Source organism: Arthrobacter sp. 10N410 (assembly GCF_056394945.1).
Genome location: NZ_JBFTIP010000002.1, coordinates 646,553 through 660,540, shown reverse-complemented (window position 1 = coordinate 660,540; position 13,988 = coordinate 646,553). Strand labels below are relative to the sequence as shown.

Annotated in this window: 12 protein-coding genes; 9 read left to right on the top strand and 3 right to left on the bottom strand. The window is 68.0% G+C overall.

The annotated features are described in order from the left end of the window. Window positions 1-5 precede the first annotated feature (5 nt). The 3 genes from AC1DB8_RS07480 to AC1DB8_RS07470 form a co-directional block, all read right to left on the bottom strand. Complete coding sequence (locus AC1DB8_RS07480) at window positions 6-1,202, bottom strand: acetyl-CoA C-acetyltransferase (RefSeq protein WP_441418608.1); 1,197 nt, start codon at window positions 1,200-1,202, stop codon at window positions 6-8. A 29-nt stretch (window positions 1,203-1,231) separates the two neighbouring features. Further along, window positions 1,232-2,488: an acyl-CoA dehydrogenase family protein gene (locus AC1DB8_RS07475; protein ID WP_441418609.1), complete on the bottom strand. Its 1,257-nt coding sequence runs from the start codon at window positions 2,486-2,488 to the stop codon at window positions 1,232-1,234. A 130-nt stretch (window positions 2,489-2,618) separates the two neighbouring features. Next, a complete protein-coding gene (locus AC1DB8_RS07470) occupies window positions 2,619-3,323 on the bottom strand; it encodes a TetR/AcrR family transcriptional regulator (protein WP_441418610.1) in 705 nt (234 codons plus the stop codon). A 326-nt stretch (window positions 3,324-3,649) separates the two neighbouring features. Between AC1DB8_RS07470 and AC1DB8_RS07465 the strand changes: the two genes are divergently transcribed. From AC1DB8_RS07465 to AC1DB8_RS07425, 9 genes are all read left to right on the top strand, one after another. Further along, the gene (locus AC1DB8_RS07465; RefSeq protein WP_441418611.1) at window positions 3,650-4,444 is read left to right on the top strand and encodes an IclR family transcriptional regulator; all 795 of its coding nucleotides are present in this window, start codon (window positions 3,650-3,652) and stop codon (window positions 4,442-4,444) included. Between the two features lie 328 nt (window positions 4,445-4,772). Continuing rightward, entirely contained in the window at window positions 4,773-6,050 is a 1,278-nt protein-coding gene (locus AC1DB8_RS07460) for a cytochrome P450 (RefSeq protein ID WP_441418612.1), read from the top strand. A gap of 5 nt (window positions 6,051-6,055) precedes the next feature. Then, window positions 6,056-7,135 (top strand): PEP/pyruvate-binding domain-containing protein, encoded by a 1,080-nt coding sequence (locus AC1DB8_RS07455; protein WP_441418613.1) that lies wholly within the window; start codon window positions 6,056-6,058, stop codon window positions 7,133-7,135. Window positions 7,136-7,205: 70 nt separating this feature from the next. Continuing rightward, on the top strand, window positions 7,206-9,074 hold the full coding sequence (locus AC1DB8_RS07450) for a PEP-utilizing enzyme (RefSeq protein WP_441418614.1): 1,869 nt from the start codon (window positions 7,206-7,208) through the stop codon (window positions 9,072-9,074). Window positions 9,075-9,081: 7 nt separating this feature from the next. Beyond that, window positions 9,082-9,855, top strand: a complete 774-nt coding sequence (locus AC1DB8_RS07445) for an SDR family NAD(P)-dependent oxidoreductase (protein ID WP_441418615.1) — start codon at window positions 9,082-9,084, stop codon at window positions 9,853-9,855. A 46-nt stretch (window positions 9,856-9,901) separates the two neighbouring features. Continuing rightward, window positions 9,902-10,222 (top strand): 2Fe-2S iron-sulfur cluster-binding protein, encoded by a 321-nt coding sequence (locus tag AC1DB8_RS07440; protein ID WP_441418616.1) that lies wholly within the window; start codon window positions 9,902-9,904, stop codon window positions 10,220-10,222. A 92-nt stretch (window positions 10,223-10,314) separates the two neighbouring features. Beyond that, on the top strand, window positions 10,315-11,577 hold the full coding sequence (locus tag AC1DB8_RS07435) for an NAD(P)/FAD-dependent oxidoreductase (protein ID WP_441418748.1): 1,263 nt from the start codon (window positions 10,315-10,317) through the stop codon (window positions 11,575-11,577). A 33-nt stretch (window positions 11,578-11,610) separates the two neighbouring features. Beyond that, window positions 11,611-12,369, top strand: a complete 759-nt coding sequence (locus tag AC1DB8_RS07430; protein ID WP_441418617.1) for an HD domain-containing protein — start codon at window positions 11,611-11,613, stop codon at window positions 12,367-12,369. After that, window positions 12,366-13,886, top strand: a complete 1,521-nt coding sequence (locus tag AC1DB8_RS07425) for an aldehyde dehydrogenase family protein (RefSeq protein ID WP_441418618.1) — start codon at window positions 12,366-12,368, stop codon at window positions 13,884-13,886. The genes AC1DB8_RS07430 and AC1DB8_RS07425 overlap by 4 nt, the downstream gene beginning before the upstream one ends. Window positions 13,887-13,988: the final 102 nt, after the last annotated feature.

Here is a 13,988-nt window from a genome sequence, read left to right as displayed (position 1 = left end):
GTTGATTAAGCTTTGAGGATCAGGGCATCGCCCTGGCCGCCGCCGCCGCAGAGGGCGACGACGCCGGTGCCTCCGCCGCGGCGCTTCAGCGCCAGCGCCTGGTGCAGGACCAGGCGGGCGCCCGAAGCCCCCACCGGGTGGCCGAGGGCGATTGCACCGCCGTCGGCGTTGACGACGTCGGTCTCGATGCCGAGGTCGTTGGCTGACTGGATGAGGACCGAGGCGAAGGCTTCGTTGATTTCGACCAGGTCGAGGTCCCCGGCGGTGAGCCCCTCCTGAGACAAGGCGCGTTCAATGGCACGGGCCGGCTGGGAGTGCAGGGATCCGTCCGGTCCCGCGGTCTGGCCGTGGGCGCCGATTTCGGCGATCCAGTCCAGGCCGGCGGCGATGGCCGCGGCCTTGCTGGCAATCACCAGCGCGGCGGCGCCATCGGAAAGCGGCGAGGCCGAACCGGCGGTGATGGTTGCCGCTTCGTCTTTCGAGAAGGCGGGCCGGAGCTGGGCCAGGGATTCGGCGGTGGTCTCCGGCCGGATTCCCTCGTCGTGTTCCAGCGTCAGGGCGGGCCCCTTGCGTTGCGGCACCTGGATGGGCGCAATTTCCTCCGCAAGCACCCCGGCGGCGCGTGCCGCCTCGGCGCGCTGGTGGGAGCGGGCCGCGACGGCGTCCTGCTCGGCCCGGCTGATGCCCCGCTCGGTGTTTCCTGCGTCGGTGGCTTCGCCCATCAGCTTGCCACTGACCGGGTCCTGCAGGCCGTCGTGGTTCAGGGAGTCGAGCATGGGTGCGTCACCGATGACGACACCTGCGCGCAGCCCCGGGACCAGGTGCGGGGCGTTGGTCATGGATTCCTGGCCTGCGGCGACGATGAAGTCGGCCTCCCCGGCCCGGATCATCCTGGCGGCGTCGATGACGGCCGTGAGCCCGGAGAGGCAGAGCTTGTTAATCGTCACGGTGGGCACGTCCCAGCCGATGCCGGCGGCCAGGCTGGCCTGGCGCGCTGGGCCCTGGCCTGCTCCGGCCTGGATGACCTGTCCGACGATGACCGCGCCGACCTGTTCCGGGGAGACACCGGTGCGCTCCAGCGCGGCACGGATGGCGTGGGCGCCCAGCTCGCTGGACGAGAAGGGTGTCAGGCCGCCGCGGAAGCGGCCGAAAGGTGTCCGGGCGCCGCCGAGGATGACGGGGATGTTGGCATTCTGGTTCATGGGAAGTCCTTTCGGAGGAACAACGTTGGTCAGGCGAAGGCTGAGGTGCCGGTGATTCCGCGGCCGATGATGAGCGCCTGCATGGTCTCGGTGCCCTCGTAGGTGTGGATGGCTTCGATGTCGGCCAAATGCCGGGCGACGCGGTTGGCCAGCAGGATGCCGTTGCCGCCGAGGAGATCCCGGGCGTTGGAGGCAATGCCGCGGGCTGTGCGGGTGCAGGTGTATTTGGCCAGTGAGGCTTGCTCGGGGGTGAGCGACCCTTCCTCGTCGAGGCGGGTCATCTGGACGACCATCAGCTGCATGGTGGCCAGTTCGCTGAGCATCCGGGCCAGTCTTTCCTGCACGATCTGGGAAGCAGCCAGCGGCCGGCCGAACTGCACGCGCTGCTTGGCGTACTGAACCGCGGTTTCGTAGCAGGCGGTGGCATGTCCGACGGCGGACCAGGCGACGCCGAGCCGGGTCGCCAGCAGGACGCGGGCCGTGTCCTTGAAGGTCCGCGCCCCCGGCAGCACGTTCTCCTGCGGGACGAAGACGTTTTCGAGCCGGATGTGGGCCTGCCAGATGGCACGCAAGGCCAGCTTGCCTTCGATCCTTGTAGCGGAGTAGCCGGGGGAGTCCTGCGGTACCAGATAGCCGTGAACCTGGCCGTCCTCACCCCTGGCCCACACCACGCTGACGCCGCCGACGGAGCCGTTGCCGATCCATTTCTTTTCGCCGTTGAGAAGGAAGCCGCCCTCCGTGCTGGTGGCCGTGGATTCAAGGGCCACCGAATCCGAGCCGTGGGTCGGTTCCGTCAGCGCAAACGCGGCGTATTCCGTGCCGGCGGCGATCGCCGGCAGCCAGCGTTCCTTCTGCTCGGCAGACCCGCACTCCGCTACGGACCGCAGGGCGAGCCCGCCCTGGACCGCGATCATGGTCGCCACGGAGCCGTCGCCTCGGCTGATCTCCATGTTCACCAGGCCGGCGGCCATGCTGGTCATCGCGGGGAACCCTTCCACGGGGACGCCGTCGCGCAGCAGGTCCAGCTCGCCGAGGCGGCGTAGGAGGTGCAGCGGATACTCGGCGCGCTCCCAGTAACTGTCTATGACTGGAAGTACCTCGGCCTGGACGAAGTTGCGGGCACGTTCCCAGTAGCCGCGGTCCTCGTCGCCGATCGTGGCGAACACGGAGGCGGGATCCGTGCCCAGGGCTTCGGTGAGCACGTAGTCGGGTTCGACCGTGCCGAGCGGAAATTCGTCCGTGGCCGCTGTGGCGGTGAGCCCGGAACCGGGCGACGTCGTCGTCATGGGTAAGTCCTCTGTCTGGGGCGCGGGGTTTCTCCGCCCCGCGTAGTGTGGTTCAGGCCACACCGACTAAGGATGCATTGAAACGGAGTCTCACGTCAAGAAACTCAGTGCCAGAAGTGGCGTGTCGAGCCTAGGGCAGGGCATCGCGGACGGCCTGCACTATCGCGTCCTTGTCTGCGCCTGCCGCGAGGACAGTCACGACGACGGCGGGGGCCGGGTGCGCCGGTCCGGAGCCCAGTAAGACCGGCCGGAAGATCTCGGAGAGGGCCTGAAGCTCGTTCGCGAGCGCCGTTGCCCTGTCCCGGGCGGCCGACTCGGTTTCCTGGGCCGCCCCGCTGCGAAGCCAGCGCCGGAGGAAGGCGTTGTGGACCGCGACGACGGCCGCGGCGAAGGAGACGGCCTTGTACTCGCGGTGCTCGGCGTCGGGCAGCTTGTCCAGCAGGTGCTGGAGGAACGCCCTCTCGTACCGGTGCGAGGTGACCAGCTCCCGGTCCCGCAGCGCGGGGACGGCCTGCATCAGTTCATAACGCGCCCGGGACGTTTCCCCGTTCCGCAAGTGGTGGTTGAAAACCAGCAGCGCCGCGTCCCCGATCGCTGCCAGTGGTTCCTGCATCGTTTCCGCCAGGCTGTCCGTCACCTGCCGCAGGATCCGCTCGTGGTCCGCGAAGACCACATCCTCCTTGGAGCCGAACTTCCGAAAGAAGGTGCTGCGGCTCATGCCCGCGGCGTCCGCAAGGTCTTCTACGGACGTTGCGTCATAGCCCTGCCTCGCCAACAGCCCGATAGCGGCGGCGGCGGGCGCGTCGGCATGGTGGCTTGGCGGGTGCGAGGTCATGGGCCGAAATCTAGCACAACCGCGGCTATCCGATCCGGGCCGGGAGCCGAGGCCGCGCTCCTGCCCGGTTGTTAGCTCCGACGCGCGGAACACTCCGGCGTGTCTCCGACCCGGCGTTGTTGTTTCAGCCGAAAACCGGGCTGGAGCGCGCCGGTCGCCCTGCCGGCCGGTGCGGACGCGGCGGCGGGGTAGCCTGACGGCACTAATCTGGGGAGTAGCAAGCATCCGAGAAGTTCAGAAGCAGATGACCCGCAGGATGTTGCTCGAAAAGGGACTGGAGCTTTTTGAACAGAAGGGCGGGATGAGCCCTCGACAAGGAGGTCAGGATGGCTGGCGGCAGCAGCGAACCCGGCAGGACCGTTACCTCGAAGGTCCTCGCCATCCTGGAAGCCTTCGAAACATCCCGTGGTGCCCTCAGCCTGACCGGGATCGCCGAGAAATCCGGGCTGCCGCTGAGTACTGCCCACCGGCTGGTCACCGAACTCACCGCGTGGGGATTCCTGTCCCGGGAACCGAACGGGCGCTACCAGCTGGGCATCCGGCTGTGGGAGCTGGCGCAGAACACGGGGAGGCAGCTGCGTGACGCGGCCAGGCCCTACGTGCAGGATTTGTTCTCGCTCACGGGGGAAACCGCGCACCTTGCGGTCCGGGCCGGCCACGAGGTGCTCTACATCGACCGCGTTTACGGTTCAAAACGGGTGCCGCGGGCCTCCCGGGTCGGCGGCCGGCTGCCCATGCACGCGACCGCCGTCGGCAAGGTGATCCTGGCTTACGAGCAGGACTGGGTCCGGGACGCGTACCTGAACCGGCAGCTGGAGCGGCACACCGCCCACACCCATGTGGACCCCAAAAAGCTGGCCGCGGAACTGGTCCAGATCCGGGAGCAGGGGTACGCCACCACGCTGGAGGAGGTGCGGCTGGGCTCCTGTTCGATCGCGGTCCCGGTCTTCCATACCGGCAGGATCGGCGCCTCCATCGGCCTGGTGCTTCCCACCAGCCAGGCCGCCACAATGACCCGGCACCTGCCCGTCCTGCGGGGCATCGCAGCCCAGATTGAGCGTGCCACCGCGAGGATCCCGCTGGAGACGCTGCTGGGCAGCCACGTCGCCGGCACGGACTGAGCCGGGCACGCCCCGAGTGCTGTCTGCTCCCGGCGCCGGAGGGTCCGTCCGGGGGCACTTTGACGGCAAGCACTTTGACGGCAATCTTCGACGTCGGCCGCTGTGTTGGCGGCGTGGCCGCGTCGAAGTGCCCCCGCACCCCGGGCCGCACCCCGCACCCCCGGCCCGACGCTGTCCAGGGGGATCGGCCGGGCCCGGCCCTGGAACAAGTCCTTTCCACCCAGTGGAAGCACACGCTATCCGCGGGGAGTGACCGGGGCCACACTGGGAGATAAGAACCCCGGCATGCACTGGCGCTGCCGGCGGGACCGAAAACCTAGGAGCTTAGATGTCACCCTCGACGGAAACGGCCGGCCGCTGTCCCTTTGGACACGGCGCCGAAGCCCCCGCAGGGCACCACGGCTATGAGCCGTTCCAGATGAAGGATCCGTTTCCCGCCTATGCTGAACTCCGGGCCGAGCAGCCCGTGATGTTCGACGAGCGGGTGGGCCTCTACGTCGTCTCCCGCTATGACGACATCAAGGCCGTCTTTGAGGACTGGGAGACCTTCTCCAGCGAAAATGCCCAGGCCCCGGTCCGCGAGCGCGGCGCTGCGGCGAAGAAGATCATGGAAGAGGGCGGGTTCACCGCCTACTCGGGCCTGTCGGCGCGGCGCCCGCCGGAGCACACCCGCATCCGCGCCGTGGTCCAGAAAGCCTTCACGCCGCGCCGCTACAAGGCGCTGGAACCGTTCATCCGGCAGAACGTCGTCGACCTGCTGGAGAAGATGCTGGCCCACCCGGAACACCGCGGCGACATGGTCAAGGATCTCGCCTACGACGTCCCCACCATCACCATCCTCACCCTCATCGGCGCGGATGTCTCCCAGGTGGACACCTTCAAGCGCTGGAGCGATTCCCGCGCGGCGATGACCTGGGGCGACCTCAGCGACGAGGAACAGATCCCGCACGCCCACAACCTGGTGGAGTACTGGCAGGAATGCCTCCGCCTGGTCAAGGTGGCCCATGAGGAGGGCGGCGACAACCTCACCGCGGACCTGGTAAAGGCGCAGCAGGAGGGTGCCGAGATCTCCGACCATGAGATCGCCTCGGTCCTGTACAGCCTGCTTTTCGCCGGCCACGAGACCACCACCACGCTGATCTCCAACGCCCTCCGCGAGCTCCTGGCCCGCCCGGGCCAGTGGAAGCAGCTGGTCGAGGACCCCAAGAAGATCCCCGCCGCAATCGACGAGGTGCTCCGCTACGCCGGCTCGATCGTCGGCTGGCGGCGCAAGGCGCTCACAGACACCGAAGTCGGCGGCGTCCCCATCGAGGAAGGCGCGCAGCTGCTGCTCCTGATGGGCTCTGCCAACCGTGACGAGAACAAGTTCGACGCCGGCGAGGTCTTCGACATCAGCCGTCCCAACGCCCGCGAGCACCTCTCCTTCGGGTTCGGCATCCACTACTGCCTGGGCAACATGCTCGCCAAGCTCCAGGCCAAGATTGCCCTTGAGGAAGTGGCCCGGCTCGCCCCGGAACTGCAGCTGGAGAACCCGGAAGCCATCACCTTCCGCGAAAACCTGTCCTTCCGCGTCCCCGAGACCGTCCCCGTCAGCTGGAAGGCCTAAGGAAAATGCAAAGCAACGAGTACATCCAGTTCTTCGACGGCGGCATCGAACCGAAGCTCGACAACCTTGGCGGCAAGGGCGCGTCCCTGGTCACCATGACTTCCGCCGGCATGCCCGTCCCGCCAGGCTTCGTGGTCACCACCGCGCAGTTTGACGCCTTTATGCAGGAAGCCGGCATCACCCGGCATATTCACCAGCTCCTGGCCGATCTCGACCCCGAGGACATGGGCCAGGTGGATAAGGTCTCGGCCGCCATCCGCGAGGACATCTGCTCCCGCCCGGTGCCGCAAGCGCTGCGCGAGCTCACCGTCGGCGCCTACGAGGCCCTGATGTCACGCTTCGAGGCGCCCGTGCCGGTGGCCGTGCGCTCCAGCGCCACCGCCGAGGACCTCCCGGACGCCTCCTTCGCCGGCCAGCAGGACACCTATCTCTGGCTGCACGGCGTCAAGGCCGTCACCGATCACATCCGGCAGTGCTGGGCATCGCTGTTCACCTCCCGCGCCATCATTTACCGGCTGAAGAACAGCATCCCCAACGAGGGCCTCTCGATGGCCGTCGTGGTGCAGAAGATGGTCAACGCCCGCGTCTCCGGCGTCGCGATCACCATGGACCCCACCAACGGCGACCGCTCCAAGATCACCATCGACTCCTCTTACGGCGTCGGCGAGATGGTGGTCTCAGGCCAGGTCACCCCGGACAACATCATGCTGGACAAAGTCACCTTGGCCGTCATCTCCGAACACCTCGGCGACAAGCACGCCGAACTCGTCCCGGACGCCGTTGCCGGCCGCCTGGTGGAGCGGGAAGTCGACGCCGAACGCCGCGGCCGGCGCAGCCTCAGCGACGCTGAACTCAGCGCCGTGGCGCTGATGGCCAAGCGCGCGGAGAAACACTACAAGTGCCCGCAGGACATCGAGTGGGCCCTTGACACGGACCTGCCGGACGGCGCGAACCTGCTCCTGCTGCAGTCCCGCCCGGAAACCGTCCACTCCTCCAAGCCCGCCGTCGTCACGGCCCCGCAACCGGTGGTCGCTGGAGGCTTCTTCAGCGGATTCAGCGCCGGGACGCCCAAGGCGTCCGCCTAGTACCCGCTGTTGCCCCCCGTTCCGCCCTCCCACCACGGCTCAACGATGAGCCCGCCTTGAAAGGACCGCCATGTCCCTGAAGTCCTTCCCCAAACCCTCCGAGCTCGCGGTCCCCGCCGGCGCCGAGGGCTGGGAAAAGATCTACCCGTATTACCTGGTCTTCCAGGACAAGCTCAAGGAGCAGGAGGACGCCAAGTTCTGGTTCTGCGACAGCCAGCACTGGCCCACAGTCTTCAAGCCCTTCGAGACCATCGGCGGCGAATTCGCGGTCAAGTGCCTGGGCCAGTACAACGCCCGGCATCTGATGATCCCGAACGCCAACGGCATCGAATTCAGGGTGCACCTGGGCTACCTGTACATGTCGCCCATCCCGGTCCCCGAGGACCAGATCGCCGCGCGGGTCCCCCTGTTCGAGCAGCGCGTGGGCCACTACTTCCAGAACTGGGACCAGCTCCTCAAGCAGTGGCATGTCAAGGTCAAGGGCACCATCGACGAGATGGAAACCATCTCCTTCCCCAAGCTCCCGGACGTGGTCCCGATGGAGGATATCCTCTCCGGCAAGGGCAAGGACGGCTCCGAGAAGCTGCTGGAAAGCTACGACCGGCTCATCCAGCTGGCCTACCAGAACTGGCAATACCACTTCGAGTTCCTCAACCTCGGCTACATCGCCTACCTGGACTTCTTCAACTTCTGCAAGCAGGTCTTCCCCAACATCCCGGACCAGTCGATCGCCACCATGGTGCAGGGCGTGGACATGGAGCTGTTCCGTCCGGATGACGAGCTCAAGCAGCTCGCCAAGCTCGCCGTCGAACTCGGGCTGCAATCCCGCTTCGGCAACCCCGACGACGTCGAGGCCACCCTCGCTGCGATCGCGGCCGCCCCCGGCGGGGACCGCTGGATTGCCCAGTATGAGGCCGCCAAGGACCCGTGGTTCAACTTCACCGTGGGCAATGGCTTCTACGGCCACGACAAGTACTGGAACGAACACCAGGAAATCCCGCTCGGCTACATCGCGGACTACGTCCGGCGGGTGGACGAGGGCCAGGAAATCATGCGCCCGGTCGAGGCCCTGATCCTCGAACGCGACCGCATCATCGAGGAATACCGGGAGCTGCTGGAAGGCGAAAACCAGGCACTGTTCGACGCCAAGCGCGGGCTCGCCGCGACCGCCTACCCGTACGTGGAGAACCACAACTTCTACATCGAGCACTGGACCATGGGCGTCTTCTGGCGCAAAATCCGCGAGCTCAGCCGCATGATGCAGGGCGAAGGCTTCTGGACCGAGCCGGACGACCTGCTCTACCTGGGCCGCAACGAGGTCCGCGACGCGCTCTTCGACCTCGTCACCGGCTGGGGCGTCGGCGCGAAGCCGATCGGCCCGGACTACTGGCCGGAGGAGATCGAACGCCGCCGCGGGATCGTGGACGCACTGAAGACGGCGCGGCCGGCGCCCGCGCTGAACACCCCGCCGGAAATCATCACCGAACCGTTCACCCGGATGCTCTGGGGCATCACCACCGAGCAGGTCCAGCAGTGGCTGGGTGCCGGCGAAGCGGTGGAGGGCGGCGGCCTGCGCGGCATGGCGGCCTCACCCGGCGTCGTCGAAGGCCTGGCCCGCGTCGTCACCGACGCCGACCAGCTCTCCGAAGTGCAGCAGGGCGAAATCCTGGTCGCGACCGTCACGGCACCGTCCTGGGGCCCGATCTTCGGCAAGATCAAGGCAACGGTCACGGACATCGGCGGCATGATGAGCCACGCGGCGATCGTCTGCCGGGAATACGGGCTCCCGGCCGTGACCGGGACCGGCTCCGCGTCCACCACGATCAAGACCGGACAGCGGCTGCGGGTGGACGGCACCAAGGGGACCGTGCAGATCCTCGACGCCGAAGACGAACTGGCGGTCACCGGACCCGGAGCGCACAGCCACAGCCATGTCTGATGCGACGATGAACCCCGCAGAAGACGGGCGCACGGACCAGCCGGCCCGCACCGTCCTGATCACCGGTGCCGCCGGCGGGCTGGGCCGGGCGTTCGCGCTCGGCTTCGCCCGCCGCGGCTACCGCGTGGCGGTGGCGGACGTGAACCTGGCGGGCGCTGAGGAAACAGCCAAACTGGTCCTGGATACCGGGGCCGAGGCGGCCGCCTTCTACGCCGACGTCACCAGCGTCGACTCCACCGAGGCCCTCGCAAAAGACTGCGCGGACTTCGGTAGCGGAAGCATCGACGTCGTGCTCAACAACGCGGCGGTGTACGCCGGGGTGACCCGCAGCCCGTTCGAGGACATTGACCCGGCCGAATGGGACCTGGTGATGAACGTCAACCTCAAGGGCCCCTGGCTCGTCACCCGGGCGGCGAGCCCGTTCCTGCCCGAGGGCGGGCGCGTCATCAACCTCTCCAGCGCCACGATCTTCAGCGGCTCGGAGCAGTGGCTGCACTACGTCGCCTCGAAAGGCGGTGTGGTGGCCCTGACCCGGGTGCTGGCCAAGGAACTGGGCCGGCGGGGGATTACCGTCAACGCGATCGCCCCCGGCTTCACCCTCACCGAAGCCAGCTATGGGCTGATGGAGAACGCCGAGAACTACGGCGTGGACCGGGGTGCCATCAAGCGGGCCAGCCAGCCGGAAGACATCGTGGGTGCGGCGCTTTTCCTGGCCGGCCCGGACAGTTCCTACTACACCGGCCAGACCATGGTGGTCGACGGCGGCCGCCAGTTCATCTGAGCGCCGGCTCCAAATTTCCAAGCGACTTTCTACCCAAGGAGGACCAATGCCAACGGTTCATTTCACCGACGCCGATGGCGCCGTCCGCGACGTGCAGGGCAACCCCGGGGATTCCGTCATGGAGACCGCGGTGCGCAACGGCGTCCCCGGCATCGTGGCCGAATGCGGCGGCTCGCTGTCCTGCGCCACCTGCCACGTCTTTGTCCGCGAGGACTGCCTCGCGGAGCTTCCACCGATGGAGGACATGGAGGACGAGATGCTCTACGGCACGGCCGTGGACCGCGAGGACAACTCGCGGCTGTCCTGCCAGCTGCGCCTGACGGACGAGATCGAACTGTTCGTCACCACCCCGGAAACCCAGGTGTAGCCGTGGAAACCCACGTTGCCGCGGCGCAGCAGACGTCCGCCGAAACGGCCGGCGCAGCCGGTCCCGAAACTGCAAGCCCCACCCGCACCGGCCTGCTGATCATCGGCGCCAGCCAGTCCGGCGTCCAGCTCGCGGTGTCGCTGCGGGCGCTCGGCTTCGACGAGCACATCACCCTGCTTGGCGACGAGGACCACCGGCCCTACCAGCGCCCGGCCCTGTCCAAGGAGTTCCTGCAGGGCACGGTGGAGAGCGAATCCCTGATCTTCCGCTCCAACGAGTACTGGGCCGAGCACAACGTGGAGCTGGTCAAGGGCGAATACATCGTCCGGATCGAGAAGGAAGCCGACGGGTCCGGGGTGGCGCATTCCTCCTCCGGGCGGCAGTTCCCCTTCACGCGGCTCGCCCTCACCGTGGGCGCCCGCGCCCGAAAACTGGAGATTGAGGGCGGGGACCTCGACGGCGTCCTCTACCTGCGCAACGCCGACGACGCCCTGGCGCTCAAGGCCCGGGTGGAGGATGCCACCGACGTGGTGGTGATCGGCGGCGGATTCATCGGCCTCGAAGCCGCGTCCAGCCTGCAAAAGATGGGCAAGAACGTCACCGTGCTCGAATTCGGTCCGCGGCTGGTGGGCCGCGCCGTCGGCGAGGAAACCGCCGAGTACTTCCTGCAGGCCCACCGTGCCCGGGGCTTGGACATCCGGCTGAACACGAGCGCCAAGCGCTTCACCGCAGCCGGCGCCGGTGACAACGCCCCGGGCGACGGCCGCAGGGTCGCCGGCGTCGAACTCCAGGACGGCACGGTGCTGCCCGCGCAGATCGTGCTGGTCGGCATCGGCGTCATCCCGAACACCCAGCTGGCCGAACAGCTTGGCCTGGCCGTGGACAACGGGATCGTCGTGGACCGCTTCGCGCTGGCCTCGGACGGGACCACGGTGGCCATCGGCGACTGTGCCAACATGCCCAACCCGGTCCCCGGCTCGGAACCGGGGGAGCGGATCCGGCTCGAGAGTGTCAACAACGCGATCGAGCACGCCAAGGTGGCCGCCTATTCGCTCACCGGGCGGCGCGAGGAATATGCCGGCATCCCGTGGTTCTGGTCCAACCAGGCCGACCTCAAGCTCCAGATCGCCGGACTCTGCAGCGGCTACGACCAGACGGTGCTGCGGCAGGACCAGGAACGGGGCAAGTTCAGCGTCCTCTACTACCGGCAGGGCCGCATCATCGCCGCGGACTGCGTCAACGCGCCGCTGGACTTCATGGCGGTCAAGAACGCCCTCGCCAAAGGCCAGAACATCCCCGCCGACGCCGCCGCGGACCCGGCTACACCCCTCAAGACGATCACCACGGACAGCTAGCCGCCTCCGGCCAGCCCCACCCGAAGGAGCACTATGACCACCCCCAAGACGCCGGTTGCCGACGCCGGCACTGCCACAGCCGGGACTACTGCTGTCGCCCCTGCCCACCCCGCGGCCGCGGACTTCGCCGCCGCTTATCCGGTCCGGCCGATTCCGGCGCCGGGACCGGTGGACACGGCCCCGATCGCCACTACCCCCGCGGCCCTAGGAGAACTGGACGGGCTCTGGCGGGCAGTAGTGCACGAGACCCGCACCCGAGGCAACGACATTCACCTGCCTATCTCGCTCGCCTACGCGGAGCGGCTCTGCCGGGCCTATCCGGATGCCGACGCCGAATTGGTCCGGGTGGCCACGGTGCTGCACGACACCGGCTGGGCCCACGTGGACGAATCCCGGATCATCTCCGAGGGCTTCGCCGGGGACTGGCGCAAGGCCGCCATCCGGTATGAACACGAAAAGCAAGGCTGCGACGTCGCCCGCCGGGTGCTCCCGGACCTGGGCTACGACGCCGAATTCATCGAGCGCGTCTGCGCGATCATTGACGGGCATGACACCCGCCCCGTGGCCTATTCGCTGGAGGACGCACTGATGCGCGACGCCGACCGGCTGTGGCGCTTCGACCAGGCTGGGATCGCCCTGGCCTCCTCCTGGTTCAAGATGGACCCGGCGACCTACACCGAGCGGCTGACCTCGGAAATCGTGCCCGAGCTCATCACCCAGGCCGCGTTCGACATGGCCATCGCGGACCTGGACCGCTCCACCGCCCTGCTCAAGACGGCGGTCATCCGATGACCGCCGCCACGCACGAGGCCCCCGCCGTGGCCGCCCGCGCCGCGCTCAAACTGCCCTACACCCACGTCGACGACCTCTTCATCGACGGCGCCTGGATCCCGGCACGCGGTACCGGCCGCAACCCGGTCACGGACCCCGCCACCGGCGAAGCCTGGGGCTCCGTGCCGGACGGCACCGCCGAAGACGTCGACGCCGCCGTCGTCTCCGCACGCCGGGCTTTCGACGCCGGCGAGTGGCCGCGGCTGGCGCCGTCGGTCCGCGCCGCGTACCTGCTGCGCATCGCCGAGGAAGTGGAGAAGCGGGCCGGGGAGCTGTCCCTGACGAACACCCGCGAGAACGGCTCGCCGGTATCCGAATCCGCCGGGGCCGCCGCCAACGCCGCGGGGATCCTCCGCTACTTCGCCACCCTGGCCGAGTACCTGGAGCGTGAGGACGTACGGGCCTTCCCGAAGGGCAGCGGGGAATCTGTTGTCCGGCGCGATCCGGTGGGCGTGTGCGCCCTGATCGCACCGTGGAACTTTCCGATCAACCTCGTGGTCATCAAGCTGGCCCCGGCGCTGTTGGCCGGATGCACCGTGGTGATCAAGCCGGCGTCTCCCACCCCGTTGTCCCTCCGGGTGGTCATTGACGCGGTGGCCGCGGCCGGTGTCCCGGCCGGCGTCGTCAACCTTGTCACCGGATCCGGCCGGCTGGGGGATCAGCTCGTGAAGCACCCCGGCGTGGACAAGGTGGCGTTCACGGGTTCCACGCCGGTGGGCCGAAAGATCGCGGCGGCATGCGGCGAACTGTTGCGCCCTGTCACCCTCGAACTCGGCGGAAAATCCAGTGCGGTTGTGCTGCCGGACGCGGACTTGGACGCCATGTCCAAGGTGCTGATCCGCTCCTGCCTGCGCAACACCGGGCAGACCTGCTACATCTCGACCCGGATCCTGGCACCCGCCAGCAGGTACGAGGAGGTGGTGGACATGGTCACCGCCACGATCGCGGCAGCCAAGCAGGGCGACCCGCTGGAGCCTGACACCGTGTTTGGCCCGTGCGCCACGGAGTCCCAGTACCGGACCGTTCTGGAATACGTGGAGTCCGGCCTGGCCGAAGGCGCCCGTGCCACGACCGGCGGCCGCGCCGCGTCGCTGGGCGGCGGGCTCGAAGGCGGCTACTTTGTCGAGCCGACCGTGTTCGCCGACGTCACCCCCGCCATGCGGATCTCGCGCGAGGAGATCTTTGGACCGGTCATCTGCATCCTGAAGTACGACGACGCGGGAGGCAGCGCCGATGCAGCGGTCGCGTTGGCCAACAACACCGAGTTCGGCCTGGGCGGGCTGGTGTTCGGCTCCGACCCCGGGACGGCGATGGCGGTGGCGGAACGGATGGACACCGGTTCGGTGGGCATCAACTTCTTCGCCTCCAACCATGCGGCGCCCTTTGGCGGCCGGCACGATTCCGGCCTCGGCACCGAATATGGCGTCGAGGGCCTCAACGCCTACCTCAGCTACAAGTCGATCCACCGGAAGGTGTAGGGGATGCTCTTTCCCTTATGGTCCCTCTGCCGCACCCGGAACAACCAAAAGTGATAGCGCAACCGGTTCCGGCCGTGCCAGCATGGGGGCTCAGCGAAAGCG

Excerpts from the sequence above, each read along its gene's own strand:
- AC1DB8_RS07455 (WP_441418613.1), top strand. The coding sequence starts at position 6,056 with ATGCAAAGCAACGAGTACATCCAGTTCTTCGACGGCGGCATCGAACCG.
- AC1DB8_RS07480 (WP_441418608.1), bottom strand. The coding sequence starts at position 1,202 with ATGAACCAGAATGCCAACATCCCCGTCATCCTCGGCGGCGCCCGGACA.
- AC1DB8_RS07430 (WP_441418617.1), top strand. The coding sequence starts at position 11,611 with ATGACCACCCCCAAGACGCCGGTTGCCGACGCCGGCACTGCCACAGCC.
- AC1DB8_RS07440 (WP_441418616.1), top strand. The coding sequence starts at position 9,902 with ATGCCAACGGTTCATTTCACCGACGCCGATGGCGCCGTCCGCGACGTG.
- AC1DB8_RS07460 (WP_441418612.1), top strand. The coding sequence starts at position 4,773 with ATGTCACCCTCGACGGAAACGGCCGGCCGCTGTCCCTTTGGACACGGC.
- AC1DB8_RS07450 (WP_441418614.1), top strand. The coding sequence starts at position 7,206 with ATGTCCCTGAAGTCCTTCCCCAAACCCTCCGAGCTCGCGGTCCCCGCC.
- AC1DB8_RS07425 (WP_441418618.1), top strand. The coding sequence starts at position 12,366 with ATGACCGCCGCCACGCACGAGGCCCCCGCCGTGGCCGCCCGCGCCGCG.
- AC1DB8_RS07445 (WP_441418615.1), top strand. The coding sequence starts at position 9,082 with ATGAACCCCGCAGAAGACGGGCGCACGGACCAGCCGGCCCGCACCGTC.
- AC1DB8_RS07470 (WP_441418610.1), bottom strand. The coding sequence starts at position 3,323 with ATGACCTCGCACCCGCCAAGCCACCATGCCGACGCGCCCGCCGCCGCC.
- AC1DB8_RS07465 (WP_441418611.1), top strand. The coding sequence starts at position 3,650 with ATGGCTGGCGGCAGCAGCGAACCCGGCAGGACCGTTACCTCGAAGGTC.
- AC1DB8_RS07475 (WP_441418609.1), bottom strand. The coding sequence starts at position 2,488 with ATGACGACGACGTCGCCCGGTTCCGGGCTCACCGCCACAGCGGCCACG.